The sequence below is a fragment of the Actinomadura sp. WMMB 499 genome (assembly GCF_008824145.1).
In the GTDB taxonomy this organism is placed as follows: Bacteria; Actinomycetota; Actinomycetes; order Streptosporangiales; family Streptosporangiaceae; genus Spirillospora.
In genome coordinates, this window is record NZ_CP044407.1 from 2,217,147 (window position 1) to 2,236,051 (window position 18,905).

Below are 18,905 nucleotides of genomic sequence, written 5' to 3' on the forward strand. Positions count from 1 at the left end.
CAGGGTCGCGGCCGGTCCGCCGGGTGCCACTGTGACCGGTAACATGCGCCGCCGTCAAGAGCCCCGACCGGGCATGGACACCTTCCATACCTATGGGTATGGTTCCGTACCATGGGGTATGGAGATGAAGTCGTCGCCCGCGTCCGCGACCTGGCGCCCGCGCTCGCGGACCGGGCCCCCGCCGCCGAGGAGGCGCGGCGGCTGCCCGACGAGACGATCGCCGACCTGGCCGCGACCGGCCTGTTCGCCTCGCTCGTCCCGGAGCGGTTCGGCGGCGCCGGACTCGGCTTCGCGACGATGGCCGCCGCGTGCCGCGAGGCCGGCGCGGCGTGCGCGTCCACCGGCTGGCTGTCGACCATCTACACGCTGCACAACTGGATGGTCGCGCTGTTCCCCGAGGAGACCCAGGCGGAGGTGTGGGCCGACCGCCCGTACGCCCTGATCCCCTGCACCCTCGCGCCGAGCGGCACCGCCGAGCCCGTCGACGGCGGCCACACCGTCACCGGCCGCTGGTCCTGGGGCAGCGGGGTGATGCACGCCGACCACGTGATGGTCATGGCGCTCGTCACCGTCGACGGCACCATCGAACCCCGCCTGTTCCTGCTCCCCCGCGCGGACGTCACCGTCCACGACGTGTGGCACACCAGCGGCATGCGCGGCACCGGGAGCAACGACATCGAGGTCGCGGGCGCGTTCGTGCCCGCGCACCGGTCCGTCCCCCTCGCCGAGCTGGCCGAGGGCCGCTCCCCCGGCGCGCGCGTCAATCCGGGCGCGGTGTACCGGACGCCGCTGGTGCCGGTGTTCGCGCTGACCGGCGCGGCGCCCGTCCTCGGGGCGGCCGAGGGCGTGCTGGCCCGTTTCGGCGAGCGGATGCGCGGCCGGGTCATGGCGTACACGGGCGAGCGGCAGCGCGACCTGATGAGCGGGCAGATCCGGCTGGCCGCCGCGACCGCCGACCTGCGCGCCGCCCGCCTCCTCCTGGAGAGCACGCTGCGCGACGCGTCCGGCCCGGACGCCGTGGACCTGCACCGCCGCGCGTCCGCCCGGCTGGCCGCCGCGCACGTCGCCGCGACCGCCCGCCGCGTCGTCAACGACCTGTGCGGGGCCGCGGGGGCGAGCGCCCAGTTCACCGGCTCGCCGTTCCAGCGGGCGCAGCGGGATGTGAATACGATCTCCGGGCACGTGGTGTTCGACCCGGACGCGTCGTACGCGCTCTACGGAAAGATCGAGCTCGGCATCGACCCCGGCCCGGTCAACCTCGTGTGAGACGAACGATCGGGGGAGCGTGATGACGGCCCGCACCAAGGCGTCCAGGCGGGACTGGATCGAGGCCGCGTACCGGGAGCTGGCGAACACCGGGGAGCGCGGGGTGACGATCAACGCGCTCGCGTCCCGGCTCGGCGTGACGAAGGGCAGCTTCTACTGGCAGTTCAAGGACCGCACCGAGCTGGTGCGGGCCCTGCTCGACCGGTGGGCGCACGAGCGGACGGACGAGATGCTCGGGCTCGCGCTCGGCAGCACCCCCGACCCGCGCGAGCGGCTCCGCCGCATCCAGGCGCTCGGCCGCGAGATCGCGCCGATCGACCGCGCGATGCGGCTGTGGGCGCGCAGCGAACCGGCGGCCCAGCAGGCCGTCCGGCACGCCGACCGCGCCCTGCTCGGCCACATCTCGTCCTGCCTGCGCGATCTCGGCTTCGGCGCGGACGACGCGCGCCTGCGGGCTCTGCTGATGCTGCGCGCGTGGGTCGGCGGCTACCTGGTGCCCGCTCCCCAGGACGACGCCGCCCGCGCCGACCACGACGAGCAGATGCTCGACGTCCTCCTCGCCCGGCTCGACCGCTGAGGACGGGCCGGGTTCAGCGCGGCGGGACCCCGCCGATCAGCAGGGCGATCTCCCGGGCGAGGTTCTCGGTCAGCGGCTGCTCGCACCGGCCGGCGGTCCACGATCGGATGCCGTCCCCGACCATGATCTGGGCGATCCGTGCGCTGCGCTCGACGTCGGCGTCCGGCGGGAGCTTGCCGTCCCGGCGCGCCAGCTCGAAGGGTTCGCGGAAGAGGAAGGCCAGGTCGGCGGCGCCCTCGGCGCGCTGCTCGATGCGGTAGGTCTCGATCACGGTTTCGAAGACGAGTTCCGGCGGGTAGCGGCGCATGCCCCGCTCCAGCACGTCGATGACGGCGCGGATCAGATCGACGAGTTCGTAGGGGCGCGCCGCGACGTCCCGCGCCGCGAGGTGGGCGTCGCGCATGGTGAAGATCTCGATCTCCATGAGCACGTCTTCCCGGCGGGCGAAGTAGACGTAGAACAGCGCCTTCGAGACGCCGGCGGCCTTGCAGATGTCGGTGACGGTGGTCGCGGCGTACCCCTTGGTGCGCCACAGGGCCAGCGCCGCCTGGACGATCGCGTCCCGGCTCGCCTGAGAACGCGCACGGACCGGAACCGCCCTTTCCTGACCAGGGTCATCCTTTGCACCGTGGGGAACTCGAGCCATGGCAGGGGATCTTACCGCATCGGCATCATTGACCATAGTCAGGAAGTCATGCATGCTCCAGTTGCGGCAAGCTTCCTCGCACGTGAGGAGAACTTGCTTTCCACACTGGAGAGAAGAGGAAGGTATGCAGGCCCTCACTGCGAAAGAGGAGTCGGCCTTCTCGGCCCTCCGGGCCCAGCAGGTGATCCTGTGGTCCGCGCCCGTGCTCGCACTCGTCCTGCTGGTGCTCTTCGTCGCTTTCCCCGGCTTCCGGCCGCCCATGTCGCCGGACATGAGCGCCGCCGAGGTCGGGGCGTTCTACCGGGACAACACCGCGCTGATCAGGTTCGGCCAGGTCGGCTTCAACCTGTTCGGCATCCTGATCGTCCCGTTCTTCGTGCTGATCATGGTGCAGATGCAGCGGATGCGCAGCGAGAGCCACATCTACGCCTTCTCCTACCTGACCGCCGTCGTCGCCGGGGCGACACTGTTCGCGCTGTCGAACATCTTCTTCGCCGTCGCCGCCTTCCGACCCGACCGGGACGACGAGCTGCTCCTACTGCTCAACGACCTGGCGTGGATCGTCTTCATCGCACCGATCGGCATGCTGGTCGCCCAGTTCGTCCTGCTGGCCCTGGCCGTCTACGCCGACGACCGCGGCGCGCCCGTCCTGCCACGCTGGGTGGGGCACTACGCGCTGCTGACCGCGCTGGCCATGGCGCCCTCGGCGGGCGCGGCGGTGGTGCGCGACGGCCCGCTGGCCTGGGACGGGCTGGTGTCGTTCTGGCTGCGCAACGGCGCCTTCGCGCTCTTCGCCGTGGTGATGTTCTTCGTCCTGCGCACAGCCCTGCGCCGCCAAGCGGAGCAGGAGGCGACATGACGGACACCGCCACCGCCCCCGAGCACGAGGACGCCGGGGAGCCCACGAACCCGGCACGCGCGGGCAAGCGCGAGGTCTGGGGCGTCTACTGGGCGTTCTCCATCTTCTACACCGCCCTGACGGTCGGGATCTGCCTCCTCGGACGGGCCACGCCCCCGCCCCGCCCGGACGTCACCGCGCTGCAGGCCGCCGCCTGGTTCGACAAGCACGAAACGGGCATCCAGGTCGGCTTCGTCTTCCTGCTGCTGATCGCCGGAGGCGCCGCGATCTCCAACGGCATCATCGGCTACTTCATGATGCGCATGTCCTCGGGCAAGATGCTCGCCTACGCCTACATCGCCGCCATGGGCGTGGGCGCCGTCCCCGGGTTCCAGCTCCTCCTGGTGTGCTGGCTCACCGCGACCTTCCGCCCCGACCGCTCCCCCGATCTCCTCTACCTGCTCTACGACCTGGGCATGCTGTCCTACAACGGGTCCCTGGGCTGCTTCACCGCCGCGTACACCGTCATGGCCATCGCCATCTTCTACGACAGGAACCGCATCTTCCCGAAGTGGTTCGCCTACGTCACGGTCTGGCAGATCGTCACCGAACTGCTGGCCAGCCAGATGTGGCTGTACCACTCCGGCGCCTTCGCGTGGAACGGCATGATCACCCTCTACATCGCGATCGTCATCTTCGGCCTGTGGATCGTCTGCCTCCTGGCCCTCCTGCGCGGCGCGGCCGCCCGCGAAACCGCGGACACCCCCGCCCTCTACGAACCGGAGGGCACGCGATGACGACCGCACCCCCACCGGCACGGCGGCGCCTGCCCGGCGACGTCGACATGTGGGTGATGATCCTCGGCGACCTGTTCTTCTTCGGCTGCTACTTCGTCACCTACATGGTGTTCCGTGCCCTGTCCGCCGAGGAGTTCGCCGCCGCCCAGCGGCACCTGAACGTCGGCATCGGCGTCGCCAACACCGTCGTCCTGCTCACCAGCTCCCTGTTCGCCGCTCTCGCCGTGCTCGCCGTCCGCGAGGATGCGTGGCGGAAGGCCCGCGGGCTGCTCCTGGCGGCCGGCGCGTGCGGCGCCCTGTTCACCGTGATCAAGGTCTACGAGTGGTACGCAAAGATTGGCGAGGGCCACACGATCGAGGACGAGTTCTTCAGCTTCTACTACGTCCTGACCGGTGTTCACCTCGTCCACGTACTGCTCGGTCTTCTCGTCCTCGGCATCGGGGTCCGCGAGCTGCGCGCGTCCGGCCGGCGGCGCCCCACGATCGTCGAGCAGAGCGTCCTGCTCTGGCACATGATCGACCTGCTCTGGGTCGTGATCTTCGCGCTCCTCTACCTGATGGGGTGACCCGTGACCGCTCAAGAACTACGGCGCGACAGGCGGGCGATCCTCGCCGCCTGGGCGGCGCTGTCGGCCGCGACCGTCCTCGCCTGGCTCCTGTCCCCCGGCGAATCCCAGACCGACACGACCCTCGGCAACGAGCTCGTCGCCGCCGTCGTCGTCCTCGCCCTCATCAAATGCCGCCTGATCATCCGCTACTTCATGGAGGTCCGGCACGCGCCCCGATGGCTCCGGCTCGCCACCGACGCCTGGCTCGCCGTCCTGTGGCTCACCTTGTTCATCACGTACCTGGTCTAGAACGACCCACGAGCCGGCCCCGCGACCGGCCCGGCAGAACGAGCGATTCCGGACGGGCCCGCATCGTGCAGCGGAACTAAAGAAGCGTGCACTGAGATGAAAGGACAGATCCCGGCCCGGGTTGCATCCTTTTGGCGAAGGAAGCAATTCGAAAGGGAGAAGTCCATGCGAAACCGCCGAATGGCGTTGGGCCTCGTCACGTCCGCCGCGGCTGCGGTCGCGCTGTCCTCGGCCGGGACGGCGCAGGCCGCGCCCACCGGAGCGGCCGACGCGAACGGGCCGTCGGGCTGCAACAACAATGTCTGCGTCTACACCGCCTACACCGGCTCGGGTTATCAGGTCTGGGCGGAGTTCGACCATTCGAGCGTCCAGGACGGGCATCTCGACGTCTGGGGGCCCGGCCTCTCGCGCCGGTCCTCGCCGAACGGCTACTGGCCTGCGGGCCACGACACGCAGCGCTGGTCCGGGCAGGGAGACGGGCAGGTGTGCGCCGAGGGCTGGTCCCGCTACGGCGGGCAGTGGCACTCGGTGGGCCTTCCCTGCGTCACCATCTGACGCGCGGCCGACGCCGGCGCCGCGGGCGGCGGGGCCTTGTAGTTCGAGGCTCCGCCGCCCGGGGGCGGTGCGGGGTTGCGTCGGCGAGTCCGTCCGGGTAATGCTGCTTTCACTCACGCGGCGTCAGAACCTTGGTGGGTCATGGACGTGGTCAGCTTCGCCGATATTCCGGCGAAAGAGCGGTTCGCCTTCTGGCGTGAGATGAGCTCGAAGATGTGGATGCCGCTGGACGCGCGCTGCGAACCGCGGCTGGAGGGCGGATTCCAGGCTCATGTCGCCCTCGGCGGACTCGATTCCGTTCAGGCGACGCTGCTGACCGCGCCGTCGCTGACGGTCCGGCGCACGCCCCGTCTGATCCGCCGGTCGGACCCCGAGACCTTTTTCGTGACGTGCGCCGTTCGCGGTCGGGCCACCGGGGAGCAGGCCGATCGGCACGCCGATCTACGTACCGGGGACCTGATGCTCCGGGACAGCTCACGCCCCTACCAGACCACGTTCGGATCGCGGGACCCAGCGGGCGGCCAGTTGCTCTCGCTGCAGTTCCCGCGCTCGATGCTGCCCCTGCCCGAAAGGGGCCTGCGGGAATTGAGCGCGGTCCGCATCCGGGGCGACCGGGGCATCGGCGCACTGGCCTCCCAGTATCTGCTGGAGCTGGCCCGGCGCCTCGAGGAGTTCGGCGCGGACGAGGTGATGCGGGTGTCCGCCCTGACCCTCGACGTCCTGACGGCCGCGCTCGCCGACGCGCTGGACGCCCGGAGTTCGGTGCCGCCGGGCGGCCGACGGCGCGCGCTGCTCGCCCAGATCCACGCCTTCATCCGGGCGAACCTGGGCGATCCGCAGCTGACCCCGGGCACGATCGCCGCCGCCAACCACATCTCGGTGAGCTACCTGCACCAGCTGTTCCGGGCCGAGCAACGCACGGTCGCCGGGTGGATCCGCGAACGCCGCCTGGAGCAGTGCCGGCGCGACCTTGGGGACCCGCTGCTCACCACCACCCCGATCGGCGCCATCGCGGCCCGCTGGGGTTTCGCCAGCCCGGCCCACTTCAGCCAGGCGTTCCGGGCCGCCTACGGCCTGTCCCCTCGCCAGTTCCGCCACCGGCGCTGAGACATCCGGGTCCGCGCTCGAGGTGTCCGTCCCGGAGCACGATCACCTTTACCTGTCCTGCTCCGCAGGGGTTTCGTTTCCTCCCCGGCCTGAAGGCCGGGGTATCCACGAAGGAGTCCTGATGAAATACCGGAGAAGGCTGACGATCCTGGCGGTGCCGGTGGCCGCCTCACTCCCGTTCGGCGTCGGCGCGAGCGCAGCACCCGGCGATTCGTCCTCGAGCGCCAGCGCGTGCGCGCCCGGGACCAGCTACATCAGCAACCAGGGCGACGTCGGCCTCGGAGTGATCTTCGAGTGGGAGGGCTACGGGAACAGCTACGCCGAGGGCCCCTACGACAGGGTTCTCCCGGTCGGCCAGCGCACGGACTGCGCCGCCGGCTTCGGCTGGCCCTTCGCGGACGGCTACTACATCGGCAACGGGTTCTGCGCAGTGGTCAGGACCACCGACTCCAGCGGCAGATGGAGGTACTACGACGACGTCCTGACCGGGCAGGCGCCGCGCCCCGACCTCGGCAGGAGCTTCGAGAGGTGGGAGATCAACCCGTACCGCTGCTGAGGCGGGCCGGCGGTGCCCGGCCGCCGGGCGGGGGCGGCCGGGCCTACGGGGGTTCGGGGTCAGGGGTGCTCGACGGGGCCGAAGGTCGTGCGGGTGTCGATGCCGTCCTTCTCGGCGTTGACGAAGTCGAAGTACGCCTTGATGCCCTTGGGGGTACAGCCCGTAAGTCGCGGGGGCCTATTTTCGTGGTTGGTATCGTCGGACGCCGAAGTCGGGGCCGCAGCCACGCGCGGGAATGGGGCCGGCTGCGAACAGGACGGAGGCGCGCATCGGAAGAACACCCCGCGGTCGGTACCACCTCGGGCTCACTCCGAACGCGATCATCGACGCCGCGGTCGAACTCTCCCAGGGGAGGGGGATCGCGGGATGGACGCTACGTGACCTCGCGCAGGACCTCGAAGTCGCCCCGTCGGTGCTCTATCACCATGTCGGCGGCAAGGAAAAGCTCAGGCGTCACGTCGTCGAACGAGTGCTCTCCACCGTGGATTTCCCGACCACGGTGATGCCGTGGCGAGAATGGTTTCGCGCTGCTCTCTACCCGGCCCGTGCTGAACTGGCGCGTTACCCGGGGACGGCCAAGTGGTTGCTGTTGCACGGGCCCGTGTTCCCCAGCATGGCCCCGGTCGTCGACGCCGGAGTCGCCTCCCTCCAGCAGGCGGGTTTCGCGAGGGACACCGTGCCCGCGTACACCGCCCTCTTCAACACCGCGCTGATGACCATCGCCGCGGTCGACGACCGCCTCCAGCACGAGGACGAGGCGGCCCGCGACTACACCGCGCTGATGCGCGACCTTTCCGACTCCGCCGGCCCGAGTGCGGGAGTCTCCCTCATCGTGCGCGACGTCATGGCTCAGTTCACCGGTTCGCCCGAAGCCGTCATGGCCGCCCGAGACGGCTACTACCGCTACGTCCTGGAGCGGCTGATGGACGGGCTCGAGCACAGTCTCCGAGGGCGAACGGCCGACTAGAGCGGTGATGCGGTGCGCCCGCCGACCGCCTTCGGATTCGCGCTCTCCCGCCCGCGGTCCACCGGCTGTCCGAACCCGCCAGGGAAAGACGGCTGTCCTCATCATTAGATGTGTGTTCTAATCGCGGTTGTTCTCCATGCGGGCGCACCCGGCGGCCGGGACTCCGCGGAAAGCGGAATTCTGTCCGGTCGGGAGGTGGTCCGCGGCTCGCTGCGAAAGCGGGACAACGGAAGATGGGACTGGCGTGGACGCGTTGCGACCTGAGGATCCCCGGACGATCGGCCGGTACACGCTCTCGGCCCGGCTGGGCGCGGGCGGAATGGGGCAGGTGTTCCTCGGCTGGTCCCCGGGCGGGCGGCCGGTCGCGGTGAAGGTGGTCCATCCGGGTTTCGCCACCGACGCCGAGTTCCGGCGGCGCTTCAAACGCGAGGTGGAGGCGGCACGCCAGGTCGGCGGATTCCATACCGCCCCCGTGGTGGACGCCGATCCCGACGCGGAGACCCCGTGGCTGGTCACGGCATACGTGCCCGGGCCGTCACTCGCCGCCGTGGTCGCCGAGCACGGCCCGTTGCCGCCGGCGTCGGTCCTCGCGCTCGGGGCCGGGCTGGCGGAAGCCCTGGAGGCCATTCACAGCGTCGGCGTCGTCCACCGGGATCTGAAGCCCTCCAACATCCTGCTCGCCCCCGACGGCCCGCGCGTCATCGATTTCGGCATCGCCCGGGCGGTCGACGCCTCCGGGATCACGGTCCGCGCGGGCACGCCCGGCTTCATGGCGCCCGAGCTGATCTCCGAGGGGTCGGTCACCGCCGCGTGCGACGTGTTCGCCCTCGGTGCCGTCCTCGCCCACGCCCTCGGCGTCCGGCCGTTCGGCGAAGGGCCGGTGGAGGCCCTGACCTACCGCGTGGTGCACAAGTCCCCCGTGCTGGACGGCCTGCCCGCCCCGTTGCGCGGCGTCATCGACGGCTGCCTCGCCAGGGATCCCGCGGATCGGCCGGAGCCCGCCGCCCTGCTGCGGACGATGTCCTCGGCCAGCGAGACCGGCGACTGGCTTCCCCGGCCCGTGCAGGACATGCTGACCCGGTATCCCGTCACCGGTCCCCCCACACCTCCGCAGCCGATCACCGGGACGCGTCCGTTCGAGGACGGCCGGGAGCAACCGGCTCCGTGGCCCGCTCACGACCGGTCCGTCACGTCCGTCCAGTTCAAGGCCAGCATCGCGCCCGCGGCCCTCGCCCTCGTAGGACATGCCGGTCGTGCCGTCCTGGGCATCGTTCTCGGAATCCTGTCGGTGACCACTGTGGCGGTATCGGCGGGTGGAGAGGGCGGCACGAGATTCGCGCTCGTCGCCGCCGTGCTCGTAGTGGTCTCGATCTGGCTGGTCCGCACCTCGGTGGGGGCGATAGCGCCGGATGTCAGCGCGCTGGTGAAACCGTGCGAACTGCGGGTGGGCGCGGGCGGCATCGAACTCGAGCACGGCGGCCGCCAGGTTCTCTACCACTGGCACGAGGTCGGTCGGGTGGTGGTCCGGCGCGCGGAGCGCGTCGGGTGGGCGGTCTGCGTGTTCCCCCAGCCCGGAACCCCTCTGCCGTCGCCTCGGGGCCCACGGACACCGCTGGGCTATCTGGAGCGGAAGACCGGCTGGATCATGGTCGTGCCCGTACATCGGCTCAAGGGCTCCCGTAAAGAGATCGAGATGACCCTCGCCCGGTATGCGGGACGCCTGTGGGGCGGCAACGCCTGACCTCCGGCGCGCCACTGGTTCCCCCGGGCGGGTACCCCCGCCAGGTCGGGGACGCCGCGTGCGTCATCCGGGGCGCGCCCGGCGGCGGAGTAGGCGTCCAGCGCGCGAAAACAGCAGGAGCCCGCCGGGAGCCGGTGCCCGCGTCCGTCAAGACGGACACGGGCACCGGCTCCAAGGTCATGCCTACTGCGGCGGAGGGTCGACGTAGACGTCCCGAGTGATGCGCGTCCCATCGAGCATCGCGGTCACCGTGGCGCTCTCGCCCCAGATGGGGACGGGACCGACCGTCGTACCGGTGAAGGCGACCGAGGAGGCCCCCGCCGGGACGGTCACCTCCGCGGGCACCTGCAGCGCCGCGTCGTCGCTGGTCAGCGCGACCGTGACCGCCTCGTCCGTCACGGTTCCCAGGTGCAGCTTCCCTTCGAACGTCTGATCGGCGTAGAGCGGCCAGGGAAACTCGATGGTCTTCAGGCCGGGCAGGACCCGGAAGGTGTGGCTGCGCGCTCCGACTCCCTCCATCTCCGCGGTGACGGTGACGGGCCCGTTGAGGTCATTGCGGAGGAACGGACGCACGCTGACCGATCCGCTCGTGCCTTCGTAAAGCACGCGCGGAGAAGGGACGCTGACACCCTCGTCGTCCGAGGTGAAGGTGACCTCCACTCCGTCGTGCGGGATGGGCTCCGGCAACTCGAGGGTCAGGCCGACGCCGCCCCCACCGCGCGCGGTGGTCGGGCCGGTGAGGCTCCAGTCCGCGTCGTACCTCCATGCCTTCAGGGTGACGACGGTGCTGAGGCTCTGCCCCGGCAGGCTGGCCGTGACCGTGACCTCCGCGTCCTGCGGGATGCGGACCGACTCCCCGTGCCTTCCGGCTACTCCGAGTGCGCCGCTCGGAATGGTGATCGGCGATACCCGGAGTGCCTCATGGTCACTCTTCATGTCGATCGTCAACCCGCCCGGGGGAGCGGTGCCGTTCAACCCGATGTTGACCGAGACATAGTCGCCGCTGATGAGCGGCGAGATGACGAGGAATTTCAGTCCCGGCAGGAGCCCCAGCGGCCTGCTGACCTCATGCCCGTGCAGCGACGCCGTGATGGCGACGTTGAACTCTCCGTAAATGTAGTCCGGCTGGTGCGTCTGGATGGGGAAGGAGGCTTCGGTCTCCCCCGCCGGGACGACGAGGCGCGGCGGCACGCTCGCCCAGGAGGCGTCCGCCGATGCGAGGACGATCCTGGCGGGCCGATGCCAGGCGCAGTCCAAGCGGACCGTGCCGGTGGCCTCGGCGCCGGAACGCACCTTCTCCGCAGGCAGCACCACGTCCGCGATCTGCGGGCGGCAGCCGGGTGCCGTCGCCTCGGCGTTCACCGGAAGGGCGACACCGATAATCATGAGGACGGCCGCGAACACGGCCGTCGGCAAAGCTCTTACCGAACTCACTCCACGCTCTTCTCTCGCGCTCTGCCTTGGCCCGACCACGATGAGCAGCAAAGAGCGGGGAGTTCTTTTCGCCGGGAACTGGGCCGACCCGTGAGGGACCTCGAACAGACTTTCGACTGGAACACGAAGATCATAACGGCTCGTTCTGCGCCCCGCCATCCCCTTTCCTCCGGACGCCTGGTACGCGGGGGCCCGGCCGCCGGGCGGGGGCGGCCGGGCCCGCGGGGTGCGGGGTCAGGGGTGCGGGGTCAGGGGTGCTCGACGGGGCCGAAGGTCTTGCGGGTGTCGATGACGTCGCCGAACAGCTGCCAGCGCTCGCCCTCGAACCGCATCATCTGCATGGACTCGATGGGGAAGCCGTCGCCCTCGCCGGTCTGCATCGGCACGCCGGGCAGCAGCATCGGGACCTCGACGTTCTGCAGGTTGCGCACCGAGTCGCGCAGGCCCTCGCGGGTCTTGCACTCGGCGGCCTGCATCGTCTTGTGGAAGCTGCTCGCGACGGCCCAGCCGAACGCGTGGTACGGGACGGACGGGTCCGCGCCCGGCACGTACTGCTTCATCTTCGCCTGGTAGAGCTTCATCTCCGGGTCGTTCGCCCACTGCGGGTCGTTCGGGTCCTTGTAGTACGTCGAGGACACGACGCCCTGGACGTTGTCGAACCCGACGGGCTTGAGGACGGTGACCGACGCGGCGACGTTGGCGACGATGTGCAGCGGGTTCCAGTCGGTGATCTTCGCGTCGGCGGCGAGGGCCTGCGAGCCGAACTTCGGCGTCGTGATGTTGAGGAAGACGTCCGCGCCCGAGCCCGCGAGGTCGCGCATCTGCGGCTCGACGCTCGGGTCGGAGACCTCGTAGCTCTCCTCCTGGACGATCGTGATGCCGCTGCCCTCGATGGCCTGCTTGAAGCCGCCGAGGAGGTCCTCGCCGAAGTCGTCGTTCTGGAACAGGACGGCCACCTTCGCGTTCGGCTTGTCCTGCTTGAGGAACTGCGCGTACACGCGGGCCTCGGAGATGTAGTTCGGCTGCCAGCCGATCGTCCACGGGTGCTTGTCGTCGATGCCCCACTTCGAGGCGCCGGTGGCCACGAAGACCTGCGGCACCTTCCGCTGGTTCGCGTAGTCCCAGGTCGCGCTGGTGGACGGGGTGCCGAGGGTCTGGAACAGCGCGAACACCTGCTCCTGCTCGACGAGCCGGCGCGCCTCCTCGACGGCCTTCGGCGGCTGGTAGCCGTCGTCGCGGACGATGAACTCGACCTTGCGGCCGTCGATGCCGTCCTTCTCGGCGTTGATGTAGTCGAAGTACGCCTTGATCCCCTTGGGGATGTCGCCGTACGCGGAGGCCGGGCCCGACAGCGGGTAGATGCCGCCGAGCTTGATCGAGTCGTCGGTGATCCCGGTGGTCTGCTGGCCCTCGCACTGCCCTTCGGCGGTGCTCCCGCCGCCGCCCTCGTCCCGGCCGCCGCAGGCCGCGGCGGACGCCAGCAGCAGCACGGCCGCCGACATCGCCGTCGTTCTCGTCGTTCGACGCATTGCGTCACCTCTTCCGGAGGATCTTGTCGGTCGTCCACGGCGCGATGCGGGCCGGCAGCCCGGCCAGGCCGGTCGGGGCCACGTACATCACCGCGATGATCAGCAGGCCGAAGATGACCCCCGGCGCCGCGTCGTTGATGTCCTGGGAGAGGCTCGGCACGAACATCATGAACAGCCCGCCGAGCAGCGGTCCCGCGGTCGAGCCGAGGCCGCCGACGACGATCGCGGCCAGCAGCGTGATCGACACGTTGACGGTGAACGAGTCGGGCGAGACGAACCCGATCGTCCACGTGTAGAGGCAGCCCGCGGCGCCCGCGAACATCGCGCTCCAGGCGAACGCGAGCCGCTTGTAGGACGCCGGTTTCACGCCCATGACCTCGGCGGCCGTCTCGTTGTCGCGGACCGAGTGCAGCGCCCGTCCCACGCGGGAGCGCAGCAGGAACCCGGCGACGGCGAACGCCAGGACCGTCCCGGCCAGGGCGAGGAGGTACAGCCACTGGTCGGGGGCGAGGCCGGTCCAGGACGGCGGCGCGGGCTTCTCCAGCGTCAGCCCCATCGACCCGCCGGTCACCGACTCGAACCGCTTCAGCAGCGGCACCAGGAAGATCGCGATGGCCAGCGTGACGAGCGCCAGGTAGAGGCCGCGCAGCCGGGTGGCGGGCACCCCGAGCGCGAGCCCGATCGCGAACGTCAGCGCCGCCGCGAGCGGGAACGTCAGCAGGTAGGGGACGTCCCAGTGGAACATCATCGCGGCCGTCCCGTAGGCGCCGACGGCGAAGAACGCGCCGTGCCCGAGGGAGATCTGCCCGCCGTGGCCGACCAGCAGGTTCAGCCCGACCAGCGCGACCGCGTACACCATCACCATCGTCAGCTGGAACACCCGGAACGGGACCAGCTCGAACGGCGCCCGCAGCGCCACCAGCAGCAGGACGCCGAGCAGGATCGGGCGCCAGTGCCGCACGGCGAACGCCGTCACACGGTCGCGGGCCGTCGACTCGGCTCGGACCTCTGCCGTCTTCGTCTCGCTCATGTCGCTTTCCGTCCGGTTCATGCGCGCTCCACCGCCGGTCGTCCGAACAGGCCCTGCGGGCGCAGCAGCAGGACGGCGAGGATGATCGCCAGCGGCACGCCGATCTTCAGGTCGGAGCCGATCGCGTCGACGTAGGCGCCCGCGAGGGTCTCGGCCAGGCCGACGATCAGGCCGCCGACGACCGCGCCGAGCGGGCTGTCGAAGCCGCCGAGGGTGGCCGCCGCGAACGCGTAGATCAGGACGCCGCCCATCATGTTCGGCTCCAGGAACAGCAGCGGCGCGACCAGGACGCCCGACACGGCGCCGACCATCGCGGCGAGCCCCCAGCCGAGCGCGAGCGTCCACCCGACCCGGATGCCGACCAGCCGCGCCGACTCCGGGTTCGTCGCGACCGCGCGCATCCCGAGCCCGATCTTGGTGTGCCGGAACAGCAGGTAGAGCAGCCCCATCACCCCGGCGACGACGCCGAGGATGCCGAGCGTCCCGTACCCGACGCTGACGCCGCCGGCGCTCAGCGCGCCGTCCGGGAAGGGGTTCGGGAAGTCCTTGATCAGGAAGGTCCAGATCCACCCGGCGGCGGCGTTGACGAAGATGAACAGGCCCACGGTGACGATCACGATCGTCAGCTCGGGGGCGCCCTCCACCGGCCGGATGATCACCCGTTCGATCAGCATCCCGCCCGCGAACGAGATCGCGAGGGTGAGGATCAGCGCGAGCCAGAACGGGAGCCCGGCGTCGATGAACGTCCAGGCGATGTACGTCGCGAACATCGCCAGCTCGCCCTGCGCGAAGTTCACGATTCCGGTGAACTGGTAGATCAGGACGAGCGCGAGCGCGAGGCTCGCGTAGATGGCCCCGGCGCTCAGCCCGGCCACGCACTGCTGCAGGAAGTCGGCCATGGCTAGATCCGGTAGCCGAGGTAGGACTGGGCGACCTGCTCGTCGGCCTTGATGTCGGCCGCCGACCCCGACAGCACGATCCGTCCGCTCTCCAGCACGTGCGCCTGCCCGGCGATGCCGAGCGCCAGATGCGCGTTCTGCTCCACGACGACCACGGTGGTCCGTTCCTCCTCGTTGATCGATCGCACGATGCCGAACAGCTCCCGGGTGATCAGCGGCGCGAGGCCGAGCGACGGTTCGTCCAGCAGCAGCAGCCGGGGCCGCGACATCAGCGCCCGGCCGATCGCGAGCATCTGCTGCTCGCCACCGCTGAGGCTCCCGGCGGCCTGCCCGAGCCGCTCGTGCAGCACCGGGAAGTAGCCGTACACGCGTTCCAGGTCGGACTGGACGGCCGCGCGGTCACGCCGCGCGAACGCCCCGAGCCGCAGGTTCTCCTCGACCGTCAGCGGGACGAACGTCCCGCGCCCCTCCGGCACGTGCGCGACGCCCCGCCGCGCGACGACGTCCGGCGAACGCCCGCTCAGCGACGTCCCGTCCAGACGCACGTCGCCACGGCCCTTGACCATCCCACAGAGCGCGCGCAGCAGGGTCGTCTTGCCCGCACCGTTCGGGCCGAGGATCGCGCAGATCTCCCCCTCGCCCACGCGCAGGCTCACGCCGTGCAGCACCCGGACGTCGCCGTACCCGGCGTGCAGGTCGTCCACGGTGAGGAAGTCGCCCGTGTTCTCGGTCTCGCTCACGCCGCCGCCCCCAGGTACGCCTCGATCACAGCGGGATCCCGCTGGACCTCCTCGGGCGGGCCCTCGGCGATCTTCTTGCCGAAGTCGAGGCACACGACGCGGTCGCAGGTGCCCATCACGAAGCCCATGTGGTGCTCGACGACGATGAGGGTCACCTCGAAGTCGTCGCGGATCGAGCGGAGCAGGTCCGCGAACTCGCCGACCTCCGCGTGGCTGAGCCCGTTGACGGGCTCGTCCAGCAGCAGCAACCGGGGCCGGGCCGCCAGGGCGCGGGCCAGCTCGACTCGTTTGAGGGTGCCGAACGGCAGCCCGGCCGCCGGGTGCTCGGCGACGTCCGCGAGGTCGAGCCGCTTGAGCAGCTCGTCGGTCTCGCCGCGCAGCCGGGCCTCCTCGCGCCGGACGGACGGCAGCCGCAGGCTCGCGGCGACGAACCCGGCGCGGGCGTGGTGGTGGGCGCCGACCATCACGTTGTCCCGGACGGACATGCGCGAGAACAGGCCCAGGTTCTGGAACGTGCGGGCGATGCCGAGCCCCACGATCGCGTGCGGCGCGACGCCGAGCAGGTCGCGATCCTCGTAGCGGATCGTGCCCGCGTCGGCGTCGTACCGGCGGGTCAGGCAGTTGAACAGGGTGGTCTTACCGGCGCCGTTCGGCCCGATCAGCCCGACCATCTCCCCGCGATCGACGGCGAACCCGACACCCCCCAGCGCGGTGATTCCGCCGAAGCGGACGGTGAGCTCGCGAACCTCCAGCATCCGGCCTCCTGAACGGCGTTCTGTAGCAGGGGCCGTCAGCGTAAAATCCGCGCTCACCTCGCACATTGGGCGCGGAAACCCAACCTGCGAGCGGGGAGTTGTCCGCAGAGAACAGCACGCGTCCCGGACCGGACTCCGCCGTCCGCGCGGCCGTTCAGCCTGAGTAGGTGCCGGGGAGCAGCCGGGCCGGGCGGTCGGCCGCCCGGCCCGGCTCCCGGCGGGGTGTCAGCTGCGGCCGAGCATCTCGGCGGTGAGGACGTCACCGCCGAGGCCCCAGCCGCCATCGGGAACCTCCTCGACGAGGACCAGCGTGGTCGCCCTGGCCCGCTCGCCGTAAACGTCGACGTAGGCGTCGGTGACGGCGTCGATGAGCTTCTTCTTGGACTCGGGCTTCAGGGTGTCGGCGGGAACCTTGAGGTTGGCGAACGGCATGCTGAGGACCCCTTCGTGTGCTCGCATTATCGACGATACGAACGAACAATATCGACGTTACGCCCACGACGGTAACACACGTTCTATCGCCGATAGCGTCGAGCGGTATCGTTGATCGCATGACGGAGACGGACCCGCTTCGCGCGGCGATGATCGAGGCCGCGGAGCGGCAGCTGGCGTCGTCCGCGGACCACGAGATCGCGACGCGCGCGGTGTGCGAGGCGGTCGGCGTGAGCCAGCCCGTGCTGTACCGGCTGTTCGGGGACAAGCGCGGGCTGCTCGACGCCGTCGCCGACCACGGGTACGAGCGGTACACCGCCCTCAAGGCCGCCCAGGAGCGGACCGGCGACCCGGTCGCCGACCTGCACGCCGGCTGGGACGGCCACATGGCGTTCGCGCGGGCGAACCCGGCCCTCTACCAGCTGATGTTCACCCCGCGGCCATGGTCGCGCTCGACGGCGCGGGACCGCGTGATGGATCTGCTGGTGGCGACGCTCACGCGGTGCGCGGCGGCGGGCGCGCTGAAGCTCGAGCCGCGAACCGCCGCCCGGCTGATCCTGTCGGCGAACGTCGGAACCGCCCTGGACCACATCGCCGCCCCGGCCCTGTTCGAGGACCCCGCGCCGTCCCACCGCATGCGCGACGCCGTGTTCTCGCACGTCCTGACCACAGCGACCGTCCGTGACGACGCCGACGCGCTCCACACCACCGCGCTGCGCCTGCACGCGCAGCTCGATATCGCCGGGACCGACGCCCTGGAGCCGGTTGAGATCGCCCTCCTGCGGCGATGGCTAGAGCGCATCACCCAGACCGGCGAGCAATGACAGCGGTGCCACGGCCGAACTCCGCCCGTCCACGCGGTCGTTCAGCCGGGGAAGGTGCCGGGAAACAGCCTGGCCTTCAAGTGAGCATCGAGCAGTTCGGCCGCCACCCCCACATCACCGCACGACGCGACCGGCCGCCGAAGCCCGGCGGACGACCGGTAGTAACACCAGCCGCCCCGGACGGCCCGCACCGTGACCAGCGTCCCGACCTCCCGGGCCCCCGAACCGGCGTACACCCACAACCGGGGCTGCGGTGTGTGGAACCACAGGCAGCGCCACCCTTTCCGGATCAGCGCCACCTCCAGCAGCCGCAGATTCCGCATCGCCACCGCCCGCCCGAGGCGCGTCCGCACCCGCAGCCGGACGGCCGTCGCCCCGACGACCGTCCGCCGCGTCCACACGCCGCACGTCACCGCCGCGCGACCTCGAACCACACCGTCACCGGACGTTCGGCGGCGCGGCCGACCTCGAAGCCCCAGCAGTCCGACAGGCAGGCGACTATGGCCAGCCCCCGGCCGCACTCGGCCCACGCGTCCGCCGCCACCACCTTCACGACCGGCAGCGAAGTCGCCCCGCCGTCGTCGGTGATCTCGACCCGGACCCGGTCGGCGGCCATCAGCACGACCGCCCGGACACCCCCGCCCGGACGCCTGCTGTCGGTGTAGCGCAGGGCGTTCGTCGCGATCTCGTCGACCATCAGGTCCACGTCGGCCAGGTCCAGCCGGTCGGCGCCGAGCCGTTCGACCTCGCGGCGCACCCAGCGCCGCACCGCCCGCACGTCCACGCCGCCGTCCCCGGTGACCCGTCCGGTGCCACGCCCGTCCCAGGCCGTCACCCGACGCCCCCGGCGAGCGCCGACGCCGCACGCCGCGTCCCGTCCGCGCCCACACCCGCAGGGAAGTACGCCGAGAGACCCCAGACATACGCCCAGCGGCCACCCCCGTCCTGCACCACGATCACTTGGGCGAACCCACCGTCGCCCGGCACCGACAGCACGACTTGCCCGTTGCCCTCCAGGAGCAGACGCGACGCCCGCCCCAGTTCGACGAGAGCAAGCCCCAGGTCGGCCAGTAGACCCACCCGTCGCACCGTCACGTTCCAGGCGAGCCGCCACCGGCCACCATCGTCCGGAGGGGGCGGGGGATTCGCTACGTTGTTCACAGGTTCGACTCCTTCCAGTCGGGCCGAGGCCCTGGGACGCGGTGTGCCTGCACCTGCCCGGGGCCGCTTTGTTGCGCGTTCAAGCACATTCCGTGAGCGAAGACTGACAGACTGTCTTCAGTCCTGCTTGCAACGTAGGCTGCATCTTGCAGCTTTACAAGCCACTTGCAGAATGTTGTCACCCATCAGCGCAG

Annotated in this window: 23 protein-coding genes; 12 read left to right on the forward strand and 11 right to left on the reverse strand. The window is 70.7% G+C overall.

The genetic code is table 11. The features are described from left to right. The first annotated feature begins 111 nt into the window (after nt 1-111). Complete coding sequence (locus F7P10_RS09715; protein WP_151009042.1) at nt 112-1,266, forward strand: acyl-CoA dehydrogenase family protein; 1,155 nt, start codon at nt 112-114, stop codon at nt 1,264-1,266. A 22-nt stretch (nt 1,267-1,288) separates the two neighbouring features. Continuing rightward, on the forward strand, nt 1,289-1,843 hold the full coding sequence (locus F7P10_RS09720; protein ID WP_151009043.1) for a TetR/AcrR family transcriptional regulator: 555 nt from the start codon (nt 1,289-1,291) through the stop codon (nt 1,841-1,843). Nucleotides 1,844-1,856: 13 nt separating this feature from the next. On the opposite strand, the gene F7P10_RS09725 is transcribed toward F7P10_RS09720, so the two are convergent. Next, nucleotides 1,857-2,489 (reverse strand): TetR/AcrR family transcriptional regulator, encoded by a 633-nt coding sequence (locus tag F7P10_RS09725; protein WP_176611381.1) that lies wholly within the window; start codon nt 2,487-2,489, stop codon nt 1,857-1,859. Between the two features lie 124 nt (nt 2,490-2,613). Here F7P10_RS09725 and F7P10_RS09730 point away from each other — a divergent pair, with 124 nt between their 5' ends. The 9 genes from F7P10_RS09730 to F7P10_RS43225 all read left to right on the forward strand — a co-directional run bounded on the left by F7P10_RS09730 (nt 2,614) and on the right by F7P10_RS43225 (nt 9,907). Continuing rightward, nucleotides 2,614-3,348 carry a hypothetical protein gene (locus tag F7P10_RS09730; RefSeq protein ID WP_151009045.1) on the forward strand — a complete coding sequence of 245 codons (735 nt, stop codon included), beginning with the start codon at nt 2,614-2,616 and terminating at the stop codon, nt 3,346-3,348. Beyond that, nucleotides 3,345-4,124 (forward strand): hypothetical protein, encoded by a 780-nt coding sequence (locus tag F7P10_RS09735; RefSeq protein WP_151009046.1) that lies wholly within the window; start codon nt 3,345-3,347, stop codon nt 4,122-4,124. Before F7P10_RS09730 ends, F7P10_RS09735 begins: the two co-directional genes overlap by 4 nt. Next, nucleotides 4,121-4,690, forward strand: a complete 570-nt coding sequence (locus F7P10_RS09740) for a cytochrome c oxidase subunit 3 (protein WP_151009047.1) — start codon at nt 4,121-4,123, stop codon at nt 4,688-4,690. Before F7P10_RS09735 ends, F7P10_RS09740 begins: the two co-directional genes overlap by 4 nt. A 3-nt stretch (nt 4,691-4,693) precedes the next feature. Beyond that, the gene (locus F7P10_RS09745) at nt 4,694-4,981 is read left to right on the forward strand and encodes a cytochrome C oxidase subunit IV family protein (RefSeq protein WP_151009048.1); all 288 of its coding nucleotides are present in this window, start codon (nt 4,694-4,696) and stop codon (nt 4,979-4,981) included. Nucleotides 4,982-5,146: 165 nt separating this feature from the next. Beyond that, on the forward strand, nt 5,147-5,536 hold the full coding sequence (locus F7P10_RS09750) for a hypothetical protein (protein WP_151009049.1): 390 nt from the start codon (nt 5,147-5,149) through the stop codon (nt 5,534-5,536). Between the two features lie 141 nt (nt 5,537-5,677). Next, nucleotides 5,678-6,643 (forward strand): helix-turn-helix domain-containing protein, encoded by a 966-nt coding sequence (locus tag F7P10_RS09755; protein WP_151009050.1) that lies wholly within the window; start codon nt 5,678-5,680, stop codon nt 6,641-6,643. A 121-nt stretch (nt 6,644-6,764) separates the two neighbouring features. Next, nucleotides 6,765-7,199: a hypothetical protein gene (locus F7P10_RS09760; protein WP_151009051.1), complete on the forward strand. Its 435-nt coding sequence runs from the start codon at nt 6,765-6,767 to the stop codon at nt 7,197-7,199. A gap of 235 nt (nt 7,200-7,434) precedes the next feature. Continuing rightward, complete coding sequence (locus tag F7P10_RS09765) at nt 7,435-8,166, forward strand: TetR/AcrR family transcriptional regulator (RefSeq protein WP_151009052.1); 732 nt, start codon at nt 7,435-7,437, stop codon at nt 8,164-8,166. Between the two features lie 244 nt (nt 8,167-8,410). Continuing rightward, nucleotides 8,411-9,907 carry a serine/threonine-protein kinase gene (locus F7P10_RS43225; protein WP_218040447.1) on the forward strand — a complete coding sequence of 499 codons (1,497 nt, stop codon included), beginning with the start codon at nt 8,411-8,413 and terminating at the stop codon, nt 9,905-9,907. A gap of 183 nt (nt 9,908-10,090) precedes the next feature. Here the strand turns inward: F7P10_RS43225 and F7P10_RS09775 are convergent, their stop codons facing one another. The 7 genes from F7P10_RS09775 to F7P10_RS09805 form a co-directional block, all read right to left on the reverse strand. Continuing rightward, the gene (locus F7P10_RS09775; protein ID WP_151009054.1) at nt 10,091-11,323 is read right to left on the reverse strand and encodes a hypothetical protein; all 1,233 of its coding nucleotides are present in this window, start codon (nt 11,321-11,323) and stop codon (nt 10,091-10,093) included. Nucleotides 11,324-11,589: 266 nt separating this feature from the next. Continuing rightward, nucleotides 11,590-12,870 carry an ABC transporter substrate-binding protein gene (locus F7P10_RS09780; protein ID WP_151009055.1) on the reverse strand — a complete coding sequence of 427 codons (1,281 nt, stop codon included), beginning with the start codon at nt 12,868-12,870 and terminating at the stop codon, nt 11,590-11,592. Between the two features lie 4 nt (nt 12,871-12,874). Then, nucleotides 12,875-13,900, reverse strand: coding sequence for a branched-chain amino acid ABC transporter permease (locus F7P10_RS09785; RefSeq protein WP_151009056.1), 1,026 nt, complete (start codon nt 13,898-13,900; stop codon nt 12,875-12,877). Between the two features lie 17 nt (nt 13,901-13,917). Next, on the reverse strand, nt 13,918-14,799 hold the full coding sequence (locus F7P10_RS09790) for a branched-chain amino acid ABC transporter permease (RefSeq protein WP_151009057.1): 882 nt from the start codon (nt 14,797-14,799) through the stop codon (nt 13,918-13,920). Between the two features lie 2 nt (nt 14,800-14,801). Then, a complete protein-coding gene (locus tag F7P10_RS09795; RefSeq protein ID WP_151009058.1) occupies nt 14,802-15,539 on the reverse strand; it encodes an ABC transporter ATP-binding protein in 738 nt (245 codons plus the stop codon). Beyond that, a complete protein-coding gene (locus F7P10_RS09800) occupies nt 15,536-16,294 on the reverse strand; it encodes an ABC transporter ATP-binding protein (protein ID WP_151009059.1) in 759 nt (252 codons plus the stop codon). The genes F7P10_RS09795 and F7P10_RS09800 overlap by 4 nt, the downstream gene beginning before the upstream one ends. A 225-nt stretch (nt 16,295-16,519) precedes the next feature. Beyond that, entirely contained in the window at nt 16,520-16,726 is a 207-nt protein-coding gene (locus F7P10_RS09805; RefSeq protein ID WP_151009060.1) for a 4-oxalocrotonate tautomerase family protein, read from the reverse strand. A 119-nt stretch (nt 16,727-16,845) separates the two neighbouring features. Between F7P10_RS09805 and F7P10_RS09810 the strand changes: the two genes are divergently transcribed. After that, complete coding sequence (locus F7P10_RS09810) at nt 16,846-17,550, forward strand: TetR/AcrR family transcriptional regulator (protein WP_151009061.1); 705 nt, start codon at nt 16,846-16,848, stop codon at nt 17,548-17,550. 41 nt (nt 17,551-17,591) lie between these two features. Here the strand turns inward: F7P10_RS09810 and F7P10_RS09815 are convergent, their stop codons facing one another. From F7P10_RS09815 to F7P10_RS42160, 3 genes are read right to left on the reverse strand one after another with little or no spacing between them, the layout of a single operon-like run. Next, entirely contained in the window at nt 17,592-17,963 is a 372-nt protein-coding gene (locus F7P10_RS09815; RefSeq protein ID WP_151009062.1) for a hypothetical protein, read from the reverse strand. Then, complete coding sequence (locus F7P10_RS42155; protein ID WP_176611382.1) at nt 17,960-18,385, reverse strand: ATP-binding protein; 426 nt, start codon at nt 18,383-18,385, stop codon at nt 17,960-17,962. Before F7P10_RS42155 ends, F7P10_RS09815 begins: the two co-directional genes overlap by 4 nt. Next, nucleotides 18,382-18,711: a hypothetical protein gene (locus F7P10_RS42160; RefSeq protein WP_176611383.1), complete on the reverse strand. Its 330-nt coding sequence runs from the start codon at nt 18,709-18,711 to the stop codon at nt 18,382-18,384. The genes F7P10_RS42155 and F7P10_RS42160 overlap by 4 nt, the downstream gene beginning before the upstream one ends. Nucleotides 18,712-18,905: the final 194 nt, after the last annotated feature.